The organism is Belnapia sp. AC561, assembly GCF_979252845.1.
In genome coordinates, this window is sequence record NZ_CEEDBP010000030.1 from 1 (window position 1) to 15,727 (window position 15,727).

Sequence of the window (15,727 nt, forward strand, 5' to 3'; positions counted from 1 at the left end):
CCCCCGGCACCCCGCGCTCCCGTCCCCGCCCCGGTCGCCGAGGCCGAGCCGGTCGCCAGCGGCGGCAATGCCCCGCCCCAGACCATCCGCGTCACCGTGGAGGTGCTGGAAGGGCTGATGATGCTGGTCTCGGAACTCGTCCTCACCCGCAACCAGCTCCTCCAGCTTTCCCGCAACGGCGCCGACAGCGCCTTCGCGGTGCCGCTGCAGCGCCTGTCGCACATCACCTCGGACCTGCAGGAAGGGGTGATGAAGACCCGCATGCAGCCGATCGGCAATGCCTGGGCCAAGCTGCCGCGCCTGGTGCGCGACCTCGGCGTGGAACTCGGCAAGAAGATCGAGCTGGTGATGCGCGGCGCCGAGACCGAGCTGGACCGCCAGGTCCTGGAACTCATCAAGGACCCGCTGACCCACATGGTCCGCAATTCCGCGGACCACGGCCTCGAAACCTCGGAACAGCGCCTCGCCGCCGGTAAGCCCGAGGCCGGGCGCATCCTGCTGACCGCCTCGCACGAGGGCGGCCACATCATCATCGAGATCGGCGACGACGGCCGCGGCCTGAACGTCGACCGCATCCGCCAGAAGGTGCTGGCCCAGGGCCTCGCCACCGAGGCCGAGCTGGCCGCCATGCCGGAGCGCGAGATCCAGCGCTTCATCTTCCGCGCCGGCTTCTCCACCGCCGCCGCCGTCACCGCCGTCTCCGGCCGCGGCGTCGGCATGGACGTGGTCAAGACCAACATGGAACGCATCGGCGGCACCATCGAGGTCCGCTCGAAGGAAGGCCGCGGCACCAGCTTCGTCGTCAAGATCCCGCTGACCCTGGCGATCGTCTCCGCCCTCATCGTCGAGGCCGGCGGCGAGCGCTTCGCCATCCCGCAGATCGGCGTCGTCGAGCTGGTCCGCGTCGGCGGGGAGGGCGCGCCGCAGCTCGAGCGCATCAAGGACAGCGCGGTGCTGCGGCTGCGCGACCGGCTGCTGCCGCTGGTCAACCTTGCCAGCGCGCTCCGGCTCGATCCCAGGTCCGGCGAGGAAAGCGCCTTCGTCGTCGTCACCCAGGTCGGCCCGCATGTCTTCGGCATCATCGTCGACCGGGTCTTCGACACCGAGGAGATCGTGGTCAAGCCGGTGGCGCCCATCCTGCGCCATGTCACCATGTTCAGCGGCAACACCATCCTCGGCGATGGCAGCGTCATCATGATCCTCGACCCCAACGGCATCGCCCGGGCGACCGGCGTCGGCGCCGAGAGCGGGGAAGGGGAGGCCGAGCGCGACGGCGGCCGCAAGGCGGTGGCGCATCGCTCCGACCAGCGCACCGCGCTGCTGCTGTTCCGCGCCGGCGACACCACGCCGAAGGCGGTCCCGCTCGGCCTCATCGCCCGGCTCGAGGATGTGGAGCGCGACCGGATCGAGAATGCCGGCGGCCGGCCGCTGGTGCAGTACCGCGGCAAGCTGATGCCGCTGGTGCCCATCGCCGGCCACTGGGACCAGTCCATGGCGCCCGAGCGCCAGCCGGTGCTGGTCTTCTCCGACGGCGACCGCGCCATGGGGCTGATGGTCGACGAGATCCTCGACGTGGTCGAGGAGCAGATGGTGATCGACGGCGCCGGCGAACGCCCCGGCTTCCTCGGCACCACCGTCATCGCCGGCAAGGTGACGGAGATGCTGGATACCGCCTGGTGGCTGCGCCAGGCCGGGGAGGACTGGTTCGGCGAGGCCGCCGAGGGCAGCAAGGGCCCCGCCCGCCACATCCTCGTCGTCGAGGACAGCGCCTTCTTCCGCAACCTCGTCGTCCCCGCCATCAGCGCCGCCGGCTTCACCGTCACCGCCGTCGCCGATGCCGAGGAAGCGCTGCGGCTGCGTGAGGGCGGCTTCGGCTTCGATGCCGTCGTCTCCGACATCACCATGCCGGGCATGGACGGCTTCACCTTCGCCCGCACCCTGCGGGAGGGCGGCGCCTGGCGCGACCTGCCGCTCATCGCGCTCAGCGGCCGCGCCGACCCGGTGGATATCGAACGCGGCCGGGCCGCCGGCTTCACCGACTATGTCGCCAAATTCGACCGCGCCGCCTTGCTGGACAGTCTCCGGCAATGCCTCGGCGCCGCGGTCGCCGGCTGAGGAACGGACAGATGCAGACCCAGACAAGCATCGGCGACAACCCCGCCGCCGGCCTCCTGGCGCGGGGCACCATCCCGGCCGATACGGCGGAGGAGATCTACCTGACCCTCACCGTCGCGGATCAGCTCTGCGGCGTGCCGGTGCTGGCCATCCGGGACGTGCTCGGGGTGCAGGCCATCACCCGCATCCCGCTGGCCCCGGCCGAGGTCGCCGGCAGCCTCAACCTGCGCGGCCGCATCGTCACCGCCATCGACCTGCGCTGCCGGCTCGGCCTGCCGCCGCGCCCTGAGGGCCAGCGCGGCGCGATGAGCGTCGTCGTCGAGCGCGACGGCGAGCTCTACAGCCTGCTCGCCGACCAGGTCGGCGAAGTCCTGCCGCTGCCGCGGGCGGAACGCGCGGCCAATCCCGTCACCCTCGACGGCGTCTGGCGGGATGTCTCGCGCGGCGTCCACCGGGTCGGCGAAAGGCTGCTGATCGTCATCGATGTCGAACGGATCCTGGCGATCGGCTGATCCATGCGCCCCGGCCTGCGCCGCAGGGCATCTGAAAGGGAGAGCGAAACATGACCGGCGAGAGCCCTGCCACCTGCCTCGTGGTGGATGACAGCCGCACCGTCCGCAAGGCGGCCCGGCGTATCCTGGAAAAACTGGGCTTCTCGGTCGCCGAGGCAGGAGACGGGGCGGAAGCCCTGGTCGCCTGCCGCGCCCGGATGCCGCAGGCCGTGCTGCTCGACTGGAACATGCCGGTCATGAACGGCCTCGAATTCCTCCGCGCCGCCCGCGCCGAATTCGGCCCCGACCATCCCATCGTCGTGCTCTGCACGACGGAGGCGGCGATGGACAGGATCGTCGAGGCGCTGGGCGCCGGCGCCCAGGAATACGTCATGAAGCCCTTCGACGAGGGCATCCTGCGCGACAAGTTCACCCAGGTCGGCCTGCTGCAGGATGAGGCTGCGTGACCCTCGCGCGCATGGCCCAGCCGCCCCCATCCCCGCCCGCCGCCGGGGACCCCGTGCGGGTGATGCTCTGCGACGACAGCGCCACCGTCCGCGCCGCCCTGGCGCGGGTGCTGGAGGCCGATCCGGGCATCAAGGTCGTCTCCCGCGTCGGGGATGGCCAGCAGGCCGTGGCCGCCTTCGCCGCCCTGCCCCCGGCCGGGCGGCCGCAGGTCGTGCTGCTCGACCTCGAGATGCCGGTGATGGACGGCATGACCGCGCTGCCCCTGCTGCTGAAGCAGGACCCGCGGCCCGCCGTCATCGTCGCCAGCGCCCTGACCCAGAAGGGGGCCAGCGCCACCATGGCGGCCCGCCCCCCGGCCTTCGCGCCGCCGCGCGGCCTCAAGGCGATCGGCATCGGCTGTTCCACCGGCGGGCCCCAGGCGCTCACCGCGCTGCTGCGCGGCCTGACCCGGCCCATGCTGGTGCCGCTGGTCGTGGTGCAGCACATGCCCGCCGGCTTCACCGCCATGCTGGCGGACCACCTCAACCGCCTCGGCGGCCCCGGCTGCGCCGAGGCCAAGGATGGCGAGGCGCTCCGCCCCGGCCGGCTCTACCTCGCCCCCGGCGACCGGCACCTGCTGGTGGAGGCGGCGGCGGGCGGCGGCCTGGTCGCCCGGCTGAACGACGGGCCGGCGGAGAATTTCTGCCGCCCCGCGGTGGACCCCATGCTGCGCAGCCTTTCCGCCGCCTGCGGCGGCGCCCTGCTGGCGGTCATCATGACCGGCATGGGCCAGGATGGGCTGATCGGCTGCCAGGCGGTCGCCGCAGCCGGCGGCACCATCCTCGCCCAGGACGAGGCCAGTTCCGTCGTCTGGGGCATGCCCGGCGCGGTGGCCAAGGCCGGCCTCGCCCGGGCGCTGATGCCGCCCGAGTCCCTGGCCGAGCAGGTGCTGGCCGCCGGCGCCGGCCGCCCCGGTGCCCCTGGCGCATCGACGATGACCCCTCCAACCATCTCCAACCAGGGTGCGATGGCATGACGCCGGATAGCTTCGCCTTCATCGCCGGGGTGGTGAAATCCCGCTCGGGCCTCATGCTCACGCCGGACAAGGGCTATATGCTGGAAACCCGGCTCGGCCCGCTGCTGAAGCAGCATGGGCTGGCCAGCCTGGATGCCCTGGCCGCCAAGCTGCGCGATCCCCGCGCCACCGCCCTGGCCGATGCGGTGACGGAAGCGCTGACCACCAACGAGAGCAGCTTCTTCCGCGACGGCAAGCCCTTCGACCACCTGCGCCAGGTGCTGCCCGGCCTCGCCCGGGCACGCGGTGCCGGCGCCACGCTGCGGATCTGGTCGGCCGCCTGCTCCACCGGCCAGGAAGCCTATTCCATCGCCATGCTGCTGCAGGAGGTGGCGCTGGAAGGCCGCCGGGTCGAGATCATCGGCACCGATATCGCGGAAGGCGTCGTCGCCCGCGCCCGCGACGGCTTCTTCACCCAGTTCGAGGTGCAGCGCGGCCTGCCCGCCAAGCTGCTGGTCAAGCATTTCCGCCAGGAGGACGGCCGCTGGCGCGTCTCGCCCGAGCTGCGCGGCATGGCCCGCTTCGAGCGCGGCAACCTGCTGGGCGACCTGCGCGGCTTCGGCCGCTTCGACGTGATCTTCTGCCGCAACGTGCTGATCTACTTCGATGCGCCGACCAAGGCGCGGGTGCTGAACGCGCTCGCCGCGCAATTGCTGCCGGATGGCGTGCTCTACCTCGGCGGGGCGGAGACGGTGCTGGGCCTGACCGACCGGCTGGTGCCCATCACCGGCGAGCGTGGCGCCTATGCCCGGCCGCGGGAGGCGGCGCTGGCAGGTTAGCGACCTGTCCCGATCCCGAATGCAGCAGGGGCCCGGTGGATCACTCCACCGGGCCCCTGTTGCATTCGGGCCTGTCGGCCGGGGCCCATCTCCGGCCCCGGCACGCCGCCCCGCTCAGGCGACCTCGCGCGCCGGTGCTGCCGGCCGGACCGGGGCGAAGCCGGCATTCAGCCGGGTATCGGGATCCCGCAGCACGTAGCCGCGCCCCCAGACCGTGCCGATCAGGCTATCCGCTCCGGCCTGGGCCAGCTTCTTCCGCAGCTTGCAGATGAAGACGTCGATGATCTTCACCTCCGGCTCATCCATCCCGCCATAGAGGTGGTTCAGGAAGGCTTCCTTGGTGAGGACCATGCCCTTGCGCAGCGTCAGCAGCTCGAGGATCGCGTATTCCTTGCCGGTCAGATGCACCGGCTGGCCCTCCACCGTCACCTCGCGCGAGCCGAGGTTCAGCGTCAGCCCGCTGACCGACAGGCTGGGCTGGGAGAAGCCCTTGGCGCGGCGCACCACGGCATGGATGCGGGCCAGCAGCTCCTGCCCATCGAAGGGCTTGGTGATGAAGTCGTCGGCGCCGACGCCGAAGCCCTTCACCTTCGCCTGCGGCCGCACCAGGCCGGACAGGATCAGCACCGGGGTCTCCACCCGCCCGGCGCGCAGCCGGCGGACGACCTCGTAGCCCTCCATGTCCGGCAGGACGAGGTCCAGGATGACGATGTCGTAGTCATAGAGCCGGACCAGCTCCAGCGCTTCCTCCCCCGTATCCACGGCATCCACCACCATGGAGGAAGCCTTCAACATCGCAACGATGCCACGGGCGGCGGTCAGGTCGTCCTCAACCATTAGAACACGCATTGTGCGGTCTCCTACACGTTTTACGTGCATAGTCCTACCAGACCTGCGCGCAATGTGAAGAGCATATTCACCTTTGAGACGTATCAAATTGCGAGACAATATATGAAATCTCGCCATATGGGGTCGGCAAAATGCCTGATGTCATGACTTATCAATCGATTAACCCATTCGCCGCCGCCACCGCGGCGTTGCAACGGTCCGAGGCCATCGCCCTGCACGGCCAGGTTGTATCCCTCGCCGGGCTCCAGCTCACCCTTGAGGGCCTCGCGCCATGGTTGCAGACCGGCGCCCGCCTCCGGCTCCAGCCCCCCGGCCGCCCGCCGGTCCCGGTCGAGGTCGTCGGCTTCGACGTCGGCCGCGCCACCGCCCTGGCCTGCGGCCCGCTCGACGGCATCGCCCCCGGCACCCCCGCCGTCCTTGCGCCCCCGGCCTGCCTCGCGGTCGACGACAGCTGGCTGGGCCGGGTGCTGGACCCCGGCGGCCAGCCGATGGACGGCCTCGGCCCGCTCCGCCCCGGCCGCCTGCTGCGCCCGCTCCGCGCCCCGCCGCCGCCGGCCGGGCTGCGCGCCCGCCTCGGCCCGCGGCTGGACCTCGGGGTGCGGGCGCTGGATGCCTTCGCCACCTGCCGCCGCGGCCAGCGCCTCGGCCTCTTCGCCGCCTCCGGCATCGGCAAGTCCACCCTGCTCGCCATGCTGGCCGCCGGCGCCGATTGCGACGTCGTCGTCCTCGCCCTGGTCGGCGAACGGGGGCGGGAGCTGCGCGAGTTCATCGAGGACGACCTCGGCCCCGCCGGCCTCGCCCGCAGCGTGGTGGTCTGCGCCACCTCGGACAGCGCGCCGCTGCTGCGCCGCGACGCCGCCCATGCCGCCATGGCCATCGCCGAGCATTTCGCCGAATCCGGCCGCCAGGTGCTGCTGCTGATGGACAGCGTCACCCGCTATGCCATGGCGCTGCGCGAGATCGGCCTCGCCGCCGGCGAACCGCCGACCACCCGCGGCTACACCCCCGGCGTCTTCGCCGAGCTGCCGCGCCTGCTGGAACGCGCCGGCCCCCGCGCCGAAGGCTGCCCCGGCGCCATCACCGGCCTGTTCACCGTGCTGGTCGAGGGCGACGACCACGACGAGCCGGTGGCGGACGCGGTGCGTGGCATCCTCGATGGCCATGTCGTGCTGGACCGCGCCATCGGCGAGGGCGGCCGCTATCCCGCCGTCGACATCCTCCGCAGCCTCTCCCGCACCGTCCCCGGCTGCCTGGCGCCGGCGGAGGCCGCGCTCATGCGCCGTGCCCGCGCCATCCTGGCGCTGCATGCCGACATGGCGGATCTGGTGCGGCTCGGCGCCTATCGCAGCGGCACCGACCCGGCGGTGGACGAGGCGGTGCGCCTCGCCCCGCGGATCGAGGCCATGCTGGCCCAGGCCCGCCGCGAGCGCGACACCGTCGCCGGCGCCTTCGCGGCGCTCGCTGAAGCGATGGGGGCCGAAGCGATGGAGCTGGACGCCGATGCCGCGTGACCCGCTGGCGGCGCTGGCCCGCCTGCGCCGGCTGGAGACCACCGAGGCCAAGCGCCGCCTGGGGGATGCCTTCCACCGCCTGGATGGCGCCGAGCGCCGCATCGCCGCCGCCGCCGCCAGCCTCACCGGGGAAGCCGCGGCCGGCGTCGCCGGCGACTATGCCCTCTGGCTCCGCCGCGGCCTAGCCGAGCGCGACCGCGCCATGATCGCCCGCGGCCTGGCCGAGGCCGGCGCCGCCACCGCCTAGGCCCTGCTGGCCGAGGCGAGCGCCGCCGAGCGGGCACTGGCGCAGTTGCGGGAGGCGCAGCGGCAGGCGGCGCGGCAGCGGCAGGCGCGGCGCCAGCAGGCGGCGCTGGACGACATCGCCCAGCGCCCGCGCGGCATCCGGGCATGAAAAAACCCCCGTCCTTCGCCGCATCGCGGCGAAAGCCCGGGGGCTGGCAGGACGCGCGGCGGCGTCCTTAGCGCTTGCGCGCCTTGCGGGCGGCGTAGCGGGCGTCGCGGGCGGCCTTCTGCTCGGCGGCCAGCGCCAGGGCGCGCTGGCGCTTCTCCTCGTCGAGCATGGCGGCGCGCGTCTCGCGATCGGCATTCTCCAGCGCGAGGAGACGGGCTTCCTCCGCCCGGCGGGCGGCCTCCTCGATCTCGCGCTTGCGCTGCTCGGCGGCGAGGCGGGCTTCCTCGGCGGCCTGGGCGGCGGCTTCGGCGGCGAGCCGGGCAGCCTCGGCTTCCTTGGCGGCCTTGCGCTCGGCGATCCGGGCCTCGCGGGCCTCGGCGACCGCCTTCTGCGCGGCGATCCGTTCCTGAACGACCGGGTCGTTCGGCTTCGGCAGGTTGCGGAACTTTTCCATGGCAGCCTGGCGGGCCTTGTTGGCGGCGCTCAGTCGGTCGCTGAAGTTATCGGTCTTGTGGGCTTGCATGGCCGCGTTCTACTCAGGACGGTTGCAAATGTACAGGCCGTAACCGCGACCTTTGTGTTGCATGTTGCGTGCCGACCAGCCGCCGGCGCAAGCCGTTTCCGGCCAGTCACGCCGGCCCCGGCGAGCCTCCGGGCGGCATTCGCGGCCCGTGGTTTCTACTTCTATTCATCATTGCGCGATTCCGTTGCCTCGCCGCTTGCCTCAGGGATGGTATTCGCCGACCGTGCCGCAGTCTTCACAAGTGACGGAGCCGGCCGTCCCGCCATCGATCCGGTCCGATGCCGCTCGACAAAACCCGGGCCGCGGCCCAGGGTGGCCGGCGATCTCAGGCGCGCCTGCCCGCCCCGGACCGAACCAGCGCCCATCCCCGGGCGCGGCGAGTGGCAGGCCAGCCACGGAGACATGTCATGGCCAAGGGTCAGAAGCGCAGCGGCCGCGAAGCCAAGAAGCCGAAGGCGGACAAGAAGCCCGGCGTCACCACCGTCTCCCCCTTCGACCGCTCGGTCGCGCCGCCGAAGAAGGCCCCGCCGAAGCCCGCCGGCGCCTGATTTCTTAGTACCTGACCCGCCTCCGGAGCCTCCCCATCCTCATCCTGCGCGCGTCCTGATGCCGGTTCTCGCGGTCCGGCACGTCACCACCTATCGCTACAAGCAGCCCGTGGCCTTCGGCGAGCATCGCATGATGCTCCGCCCGCGGGAGGGGCATGACCAGCGCCTGCTCTCGGCCGAGCTCCGCATCACGCCGGAGCCGGCCGAGCTGCGCTGGCTGCACGACGTCTTCGGCAACAGCGTCGCCGTTGCCCGCTTCAGCGGCCGCGCGACGGAACTCCGCTTCGACAGCACCGTGCGGCTCGACCATGCCCCCGGCAATGCGCTGGACTTCCCGGTGGGGGAGGGGGCCGAGACCTATCCCTTCGCCTATAGCACCGACGAAGGCCCCGACCTCGCCCGCTCGATCGAGCGGCAATATCCCGATCCGGGCCGGGAGGTGGACCGCTGGGCCCGCCAATTCCTCCGCACCGATGGCCCGACCGATACCCGCGCGCTGCTGACCACCATCACCCACGCCATCCGCGCCCGCTTCACCTATGTGGCGCGGGAGGAGATGGGCGTGCAGGACCCGATCCGCACGCTCCGCCTGGGCAGCGGCAGCTGCCGCGACTTCGCCGTGCTGATGATCGAGGCGGTGCGCGCCCTGGGCTTTGCCGCGCGCTTCGTTTCCGGCTACCTCTACGTGCCGCAGCGCAGCACCCCCCATCAGACCCCGGGCCAACCGAGCCGGGTCGGCGGCGGTGCGACGCATGCGTGGCTCCGGGTCTATGTCCCGGGCGCCGGCTGGGTGGAAATGGACCCGACCAACGGGATCGTCGGCAACCGCGACCTCATTCGCGTCGCCGTCGCCCGGGACCATCGCCATGCGGTGCCGCTGCATGGCACCTGGACCGGCTTCCCTTCCGCCAGCCTCGGCATGACCGTCGAGGTGAGCGTCACGGAAGCGGAACCAGACGCCCCGTCGAGACTTGAGCGCATCCCGCCCGCCCCTTTGCTCACCCCTCTGCCCGCCCCTTTGCCCGCCCGCACTTCCTAAGGACCCCTGCCTCATGCGCATCCGCGCCGGCTACCAGATCGTCTATGACTGCCCCCGGCCGACGCCCATGCTGCTGATGGTCAGCCCGCATCCCTCGCGGGTGCCGGACCTCGAGTCCCCGCACCTCATCACCTACGACCCGCCGATCGGCTCGCACCAGTACACCGACGGCTTCGGCAACCACTGCACCCGCATCGTCGCCCCGGCCGGCCGGCTGACCATCGCCACAGAGCTGACGGTGCAGGACAGCGGGCTGGTCGATGCCGTCGTGCCGGACGCCGTCCAGCATCCGGTCGAGGAATTGCCGGACGAGGTCATCGTCTACCTGCTCGGCAGCCGCTACTGCGACACCGACCGGCTTTCGGATACCGCCTGGTCGCTGTTCGCCAATACCCCGCCCGGCTGGGCCCGGGTCCAGGCCGTCTGCGACTGGGTCCACAACCACATCGTCTTCAACTACGAACATGCCAGCGCCCAGCGCACCGCCTGGGACGCCTACATGGAGCGCCGCGGCGTCTGCCGCGACTATGCCCACCTGGCCGTCGCCTTCTGCCGCTGCCTGAACATCCCGGCGCGCTACTGCACCGGCTGGCTCGGCGACATGGGCACCCCGCCGCCCTATGGCCCGATGGATTTCGCCGCTTGGTTCGAGGTCTATCTCGGCGGCCAGTGGCATACCTTCGATGCCCGCAACAACACCCCCCGCATCGGCCGCATCCTCATGGCCCGCGGCCGCGACGCCACCGACGTCGCCATCGCCACCACCTTCGGCCCCTGCCTGCTGTCGGACTTCAAGGTGATGACGGACGAGGTGGCGTGAGGCCTGCCGTCACCACGCTGAACCCGGACGGCGCGTCCCGCTACGTCCTGCTCTGCGAGCATGCCTCCAACTTCATGCCCGAGGCCTATGCCGGCCTCGGGTTGCTGCCGGCCGAGCTGCAGCGCCACATCGCCTGGGACCCGGGCGCCGAGCCGCTGGCCCGGCTGCTCTCGGCCGCGCTCGATGCGCCGCTCTTTCTCTCCGGCTATTCCCGCTTGCTGATCGACTGCAACCGGCCGCTCGGCAGCCCCACCTCCATCCCCCGCCGCAGCGAGGACACCGAGATCCCCGGCAACTGGGACCTGTCGCCCGAGGAGATCGCCGCGCGCGAGGACGGCTTCTTCCGGCCCTTCCACGCCGCCGTCGCCGCCTGCCTCGATGCCCGGGCCGGGCGCCCCACCATCGTCATCGGCGTCCATAGCTTCACGCCGGTCTACCAGGGCTTCCGCCGCCCCTGGCATGCCGGGCTGCTCTATGCCGATGCCGCCCCGCTCGGCCGCTTCCTGGTCGATTCCCTGGCCGCCGAGCCCGGCCTGGTGGTGGGCGACAACGAGCCCTACCAAATCGAGCCCGAGCACGACTACACCGTGCCCATCCACGGCGATGCCCGCGGCCTGCCCGCCGCGCTGATCGAGGTCCGCCAGGACCTGCTCGCCGACGAGGCCGGCATCGCCGCCTGGGCCGATCGCCTCGCCCCGGCCCTGGCCGCCTTCCCCGGCACCGCCAACGGGGTCTAGGCTTCCCCCAAGCCAGGCAAGGCAAGGGGGGAAGATCCATGGATTTCAATGGTAAGGTCGCGGTCATCACCGGCGGCGGCAACGGCATCGGCCGCGCGACGGCGCTCGGCTTCGCCCGGCGCGGCGCCCGCGTGGTGGTGGTGGACCGCGACGGCGAGGCCGCCGCCGCCGTCGCCGGCGAGATCGGCAGATCGGCCATCGCCTGCACCGCCGACGTCACCCAGGCCCGCGACGTCGCCGGCTACGTGAAGGCCGCGCTGGACGCCTTCGGCCGCATCGACTGCTTCCACAACAACGCCGGCATCGAGGGCAAGGTCACGCCCCTGGTCGACTACGACGACGCCGTCTTCGATGCCGTCATGGCGGTGAACGTGAAGGGCGTCTTCCTCGGCCTGAAGCACGTGCTGCCGGTGATGATCCGCCAGCAGTCCGGCGCCGTGGTGAACACCGCCTCCATCGCCGGCATGGTCGGCACCGCCGGCATGTCCGCCTACGTCGCCTCGAAGCACGCGGTGATGGGCCTCACCAAGGTCGCGGCGGGCGAGGTCGGCCCGCTCGGCATCCGGGTCAACGCCATCTGCCCCGGACCGATCAGCACCCGCATGGTCCAGGACATCGCCCGCCAGGTCTCGCCCAACAACCCGGAAAGCGTCGAGGAACGCTACGCCAGCGGCATCCCGCTGCGCCGCTACGGCACGGCGGAGGAGGTGGCGAACCTGGTGCTCTTCCTGCTCTCGGATCTCGCCAGCAACATCACCGGGGCGCAGTACCCGGTGGATGGCGGACGGACCGCGGCGCCGGCGGGGATGACACCCGCGGTCAATCTGTAATCCCTGTCGCCCGGGCCGCAAGGATCCATCGGATGCTGACGACGAACGCCACCGCGGCGTCGAAGCGCCGTGATCCAGGCCGGCCCGTGCGCACGCCTGCCATCCCTGACCACTGTCGAACAAGCACCCGGAGCCGTTGCGCCGCATCGGGCGGCGGCCATGCGGCATGCCCTGCATCCGGCATCCCCGCCACCGGGCCGGAGGCTCCGGCGCCTGTTCCCGGAGATTGATCCGCCTCAACGACTGCACGGTAAATAGTATACAATCTTCCGTCCGGCTGAGGACGGAAGGAAAAGCCCATGACCAGGATCAGCATGCAGGCGACCTTGGGCAACGACCTGATCAACGGTACCGACGAGGACGATGTCTTCCTGTTCGGCGATGCTGCCGTGCTGGGGGCCGGAATGCGTGGCGGCAATGATATCGTCAACGGCAACGGCGGCAACGACCGGGGCCTGACGGGCGATGCCAGGGATATGCTCGGCGACGCCCGTGGCGGCAATGACATCGTCAACGGCGGAAACGGCGACGATGCCTTTCCGGCGCCCGGCACGTCCGGCCCCTTCGGACTCTCCGGCGATGCCATCAACATGCGCGACGAGTCCCGCGGCGGCAACGATACCGTCATCGGTGCCAGCGGCAACGACTGGCTGCAGGGCGATGCCGGAGGCATGTCCGGCCATTCGCGCGGCGGCAACGACCTGCTCCTGGGCGGCGAGGGCAATGACACCCTCTGGGGCGATGCCTCCACCCTCCAGGATGAGGCGCGCGGCGGCAACGACACCCTGGTCGGCGGGGCCGGCGACGATCTCCTTTGGGGTGACGGCAACATGGCGCCGCAATCGATCCCTGGCGGCAACGCCTCCCGCGGCGGGAATGATCTGCTGATCGGCGGCCTCGGCAAGGATACCTTCGTATTCATCGGCGCCTTCGGGAAGGACGTCATCGCCGATTTCGGCCAGGGCGCCGACAGGCTGGACCTCGGGGCCTATCTGCCCGATGCCGTCGGCGACCTCGTCCTGGTCGACCTCGGCGCCGATGACGTCGAGATCGCGCGGGACCGGCACGGCACCACCATCACCGTCGATGTCGGCACCACGCATGGCACGATCACCTTGGCTGGCTTCACCGGCTCCCTCGACGACATCTTCGCCTGAGACGCCGCCAGGGGAGAACCACCAGGGGAGGACCCGCCGGGGAAGCACCAGGGGTCCCGGCGCCGGCGGGGCGGCGATGCCCTAGGGCAGCTCCAGCCGAACGACGATCGCCGCACTGGCGATCACCGCCACGTCGTTCCGCTCGTCATCCGGCACGTCCAGCCCGCCCTTCACCACCTGCACCGTGACGATGCCATGGGGCAGGGACGCCTTCACCCGTTCCGCATCCACCTGGCCCGGCTGCTGCACGCCGATGGTCACGTCGACCAGCATGGTCTTCGGATCCACCTTCAGCGCCCGCAGCATGGTCAGCGAGGAATGATGCAGCGCATCCTGCACCGCCCGCAGCGCCGCCTTGGTATAGTCCCCGCCATGGAGGTCGTTGCCCGCCCCCATCTCCAGGATCACCCGCCGCGCGCTCATGCCGCCTGCTCCGGGATGTCCAGCCGCACGATCGCCGCCGCATGCGCCATGACGGTGCTGCCGGTGCCGGATTCGTTCGGGATCTCGAGCCCGCCCTCCACCACCGTCACCGTCCCCGTGCCATGCGGCAGGATCGCCAGCACCGCCGCATGGTCGACCTGCTCCGGCTTCGGCACGCCGATCCGGACCTCGACCCGCATGCTGTCGATATCGACGCCGAGCGCATTGGTGATGGTCAGCGAATTATGCCAGAGCGCATCGCGCAGCGCCCGCACCGCGGCCTTGGTATAGTCGGTGCCGCGGATATCGGTTCCCATCCCGATCTCCAGCACCATGCGTTTCATCGGCATCTGTCAGCCCTTCTCCACATTCCAGAACACCGGCACGGGCCCCTTCAGGATCCCCTTCAGGTTGCTCCGCCACGCGCTGGGCGGCAAATACTGGCCGAGCGGGATGAAGGGCACCGTCTCGAAGGACCGCGCCTGGATCGCCTGGTCCAGCTTGTGCAGTTCCGCCTCGTCGGTCCCCGCCATCCAGGCCTCGCGCATCCGCTCCACCTCCGGGTCCTCCGGCCAGCCGAACCAGGCTTGCCGCCCGTTGCCCCGCAGGTTGGAGGCGAAGACCGGGTCGCGATACTCGGCGGCCGGGAAGCCGGCGGGAAAGACCGACCAGCCGCCCTTCTCCGGCGGCTCCATGCTGGTCCGCCGCTGCACGATGGTGCCCCAGTCCATCGACTGGTCGTCGATATTGAGCCCGACCGCCCGCCAGGCGGCGACGGCGACGCTGGTGAAGGCGTCGTAGAAGGTCTGGTCGGTCGGATGCATGCAGACGATCCGCTCCCCGGCATAGCCGGCCTCCTGCAGCATCCGCCGGATCGCCTCGGTCCCCGGCCGCTGCCGCACCGCCGCCATCCCGGCCTCGTTGGCCGAGGGCGTGCCGGGCAGGAAATAGCCGACCGGCGCCCGGAACAGCGCGGCATCGGTCCCCATCGCCGCGGTCATCGTCTCGACCTGGTCGATCGCCGCCAGCATCGCCCGCCGGACGCCGGGATTGGCGGTCGGCCCATGCAAATGGTTCGGCCGCATCGCGCCGAAGGTCCCGTAATTGTCGATCTGCCCGACCGTCACCCCCCGCGCCCGCTTGAGCCGCGACAGCAGGTCCGGCAGCGGCTGGTCGATCCAGTCCACCTCGCCGTTGATCAGCGCATTCGCCGCCGTCGCCGCATCCGGCAGGATCTGCCACTCGACCCGGTCCACCAGCACCCGGTAGCCGCCAGCGGCATGGCTCGCCGGCTCCGGCCGCGGCGAATACTGCTCGAATTTGGCGAAGACCGCGCGGCTGCCCGGCACGTAGTCCCCCGCCACCCAGCGGAAGGGCCCGCTGCCGATGAACTCGGAGACCTGCTTGTAGGGATCGGTCAGCGCCAGCCGCTCCGGCATGATGACCGGGCTCGGCTGCGTCTTGGCCAGGGCATAGGGCAGGGAGGCGAAGGGCTTGTTCAGCCGCCAGACCAGGGTGCGGTCATCCGTCGCCTCCAGCGCATCGAGCCGGGCCGCGATGGTCTGGCCGATCGGGTCCCGCACCATCCAGCGCCTGAGGGAGGCGACGCAATCCCGCGCCGTGACGCGCTCCCCGCTATGGAAGCGCAGCCCGTCCCGCAGCCGCATGGTCCAGCGCCGGGCATTGTCCTCGACCCGGTGGCCCTCGACCATCTGCGGCTGCGGGTTGAGCTGCTCGTCGCGGCCGTACAGGGTCTCGAACAGCAGATGCGCCGCGTTGCGGGTGACGACGGCGGTGGTCCAGACCGGGTCGAGGCTGGTCAGGTTGGCCTGCGGCACATGGATCAGCACCTTCGGCTCGGCCCCCAGCGCCGGGGCGGCGAGGCTGGGCAGCGTCAGGCTCGCCGGCAGCGCGGCCAGCAATTGGCGACGTCGCATGATCGGTTCCTCTCCCGTGATGGCCCTTGCCGGGCCTTGGCCGGGAGTGTCC

At 71.3% G+C, this 15,727-nt stretch carries 18 protein-coding genes; 13 read left to right on the forward strand and 5 right to left on the reverse strand.

Annotated elements, in window-relative coordinates:
* The 5 genes from AC0IW9_RS21200 to AC0IW9_RS21220 all read left to right on the forward strand — a co-directional run.
* On the forward strand, window positions 1-2,115 hold a 2,115-nt coding region (locus AC0IW9_RS21200), incomplete at its 5' end, for a hybrid sensor histidine kinase/response regulator (protein ID WP_471650294.1).
* Window positions 2,116-2,126: 11 nt separating this feature from the next.
* Window positions 2,127-2,627 carry a chemotaxis protein CheW gene (locus AC0IW9_RS21205; protein ID WP_471650295.1) on the forward strand — a complete coding sequence of 167 codons (501 nt, stop codon included), beginning with the start codon at window positions 2,127-2,129 and terminating at the stop codon, window positions 2,625-2,627.
* A gap of 50 nt (window positions 2,628-2,677) precedes the next feature.
* A complete protein-coding gene (locus AC0IW9_RS21210; protein ID WP_471650296.1) occupies window positions 2,678-3,073 on the forward strand; it encodes a response regulator in 396 nt (131 codons plus the stop codon).
* Window positions 3,070-4,089: a chemotaxis protein CheB gene (locus AC0IW9_RS21215; RefSeq protein ID WP_471650297.1), complete on the forward strand. Its 1,020-nt coding sequence runs from the start codon at window positions 3,070-3,072 to the stop codon at window positions 4,087-4,089. Before AC0IW9_RS21210 ends, AC0IW9_RS21215 begins: the two co-directional genes overlap by 4 nt.
* Entirely contained in the window at window positions 4,086-4,907 is an 822-nt protein-coding gene (locus tag AC0IW9_RS21220; RefSeq protein WP_471650298.1) for a CheR family methyltransferase, read from the forward strand. Before AC0IW9_RS21215 ends, AC0IW9_RS21220 begins: the two co-directional genes overlap by 4 nt.
* A 114-nt stretch (window positions 4,908-5,021) precedes the next feature.
* Here the strand turns inward: AC0IW9_RS21220 and ctrA are convergent, their stop codons facing one another.
* Window positions 5,022-5,756: a response regulator transcription factor CtrA gene (gene ctrA / locus AC0IW9_RS21225; RefSeq protein ID WP_471650299.1), complete on the reverse strand. Its 735-nt coding sequence runs from the start codon at window positions 5,754-5,756 to the stop codon at window positions 5,022-5,024.
* 143 nt (window positions 5,757-5,899) lie between these two features.
* Between ctrA and AC0IW9_RS21230 the strand changes: the two genes are divergently transcribed.
* A complete protein-coding gene (locus AC0IW9_RS21230; RefSeq protein WP_471650300.1) occupies window positions 5,900-7,267 on the forward strand; it encodes a FliI/YscN family ATPase in 1,368 nt (455 codons plus the stop codon).
* Entirely contained in the window at window positions 7,257-7,514 is a 258-nt protein-coding gene (locus AC0IW9_RS21235) for a hypothetical protein (protein ID WP_471650301.1), read from the forward strand. Before AC0IW9_RS21230 ends, AC0IW9_RS21235 begins: the two co-directional genes overlap by 11 nt.
* Window positions 7,515-7,728: 214 nt before the next feature.
* Here the strand turns inward: AC0IW9_RS21235 and AC0IW9_RS21240 are convergent, their stop codons facing one another.
* Window positions 7,729-8,184, reverse strand: coding sequence for a DUF6481 family protein (locus tag AC0IW9_RS21240; protein WP_471650302.1), 456 nt, complete (start codon window positions 8,182-8,184; stop codon window positions 7,729-7,731).
* A gap of 407 nt (window positions 8,185-8,591) precedes the next feature.
* Between AC0IW9_RS21240 and AC0IW9_RS21245 the strand changes: the two genes are divergently transcribed.
* From AC0IW9_RS21245 to AC0IW9_RS21270, 6 genes are all read left to right on the forward strand, one after another.
* On the forward strand, window positions 8,592-8,732 hold the full coding sequence (locus AC0IW9_RS21245; protein ID WP_471650303.1) for a hypothetical protein: 141 nt from the start codon (window positions 8,592-8,594) through the stop codon (window positions 8,730-8,732).
* Window positions 8,733-8,790: 58 nt separating this feature from the next.
* On the forward strand, window positions 8,791-9,771 hold the full coding sequence (locus AC0IW9_RS21250; RefSeq protein ID WP_471650304.1) for a transglutaminase family protein: 981 nt from the start codon (window positions 8,791-8,793) through the stop codon (window positions 9,769-9,771).
* A gap of 13 nt (window positions 9,772-9,784) precedes the next feature.
* On the forward strand, window positions 9,785-10,591 hold the full coding sequence (locus tag AC0IW9_RS21255) for a transglutaminase-like domain-containing protein (protein WP_471650305.1): 807 nt from the start codon (window positions 9,785-9,787) through the stop codon (window positions 10,589-10,591).
* A complete protein-coding gene (locus AC0IW9_RS21260; RefSeq protein ID WP_471650306.1) occupies window positions 10,588-11,328 on the forward strand; it encodes an N-formylglutamate amidohydrolase in 741 nt (246 codons plus the stop codon). Before AC0IW9_RS21255 ends, AC0IW9_RS21260 begins: the two co-directional genes overlap by 4 nt.
* A 38-nt stretch (window positions 11,329-11,366) precedes the next feature.
* Window positions 11,367-12,158, forward strand: a complete 792-nt coding sequence (locus AC0IW9_RS21265) for an SDR family NAD(P)-dependent oxidoreductase (protein ID WP_471650307.1) — start codon at window positions 11,367-11,369, stop codon at window positions 12,156-12,158.
* Between the two features lie 299 nt (window positions 12,159-12,457).
* On the forward strand, window positions 12,458-13,315 hold the full coding sequence (locus tag AC0IW9_RS21270) for a calcium-binding protein (protein ID WP_471650308.1): 858 nt from the start codon (window positions 12,458-12,460) through the stop codon (window positions 13,313-13,315).
* An 81-nt stretch (window positions 13,316-13,396) separates the two neighbouring features.
* Here AC0IW9_RS21270 and AC0IW9_RS21275 read toward each other — a convergent pair whose 3' ends face one another.
* From AC0IW9_RS21275 to AC0IW9_RS21285, 3 genes are read right to left on the reverse strand one after another with little or no spacing between them, the layout of a single operon-like run.
* On the reverse strand, window positions 13,397-13,738 hold the full coding sequence (locus AC0IW9_RS21275; protein ID WP_471650309.1) for a Lin0512 family protein: 342 nt from the start codon (window positions 13,736-13,738) through the stop codon (window positions 13,397-13,399).
* The gene (locus AC0IW9_RS21280; protein WP_471650310.1) at window positions 13,735-14,088 is read right to left on the reverse strand and encodes a Lin0512 family protein; all 354 of its coding nucleotides are present in this window, start codon (window positions 14,086-14,088) and stop codon (window positions 13,735-13,737) included. Before AC0IW9_RS21280 ends, AC0IW9_RS21275 begins: the two co-directional genes overlap by 4 nt.
* Window positions 14,089-14,091: 3 nt before the next feature.
* A complete protein-coding gene (locus AC0IW9_RS21285) occupies window positions 14,092-15,675 on the reverse strand; it encodes an ABC transporter substrate-binding protein (protein WP_471650311.1) in 1,584 nt (527 codons plus the stop codon).
* Window positions 15,676-15,727 lie beyond the last annotated feature (52 nt).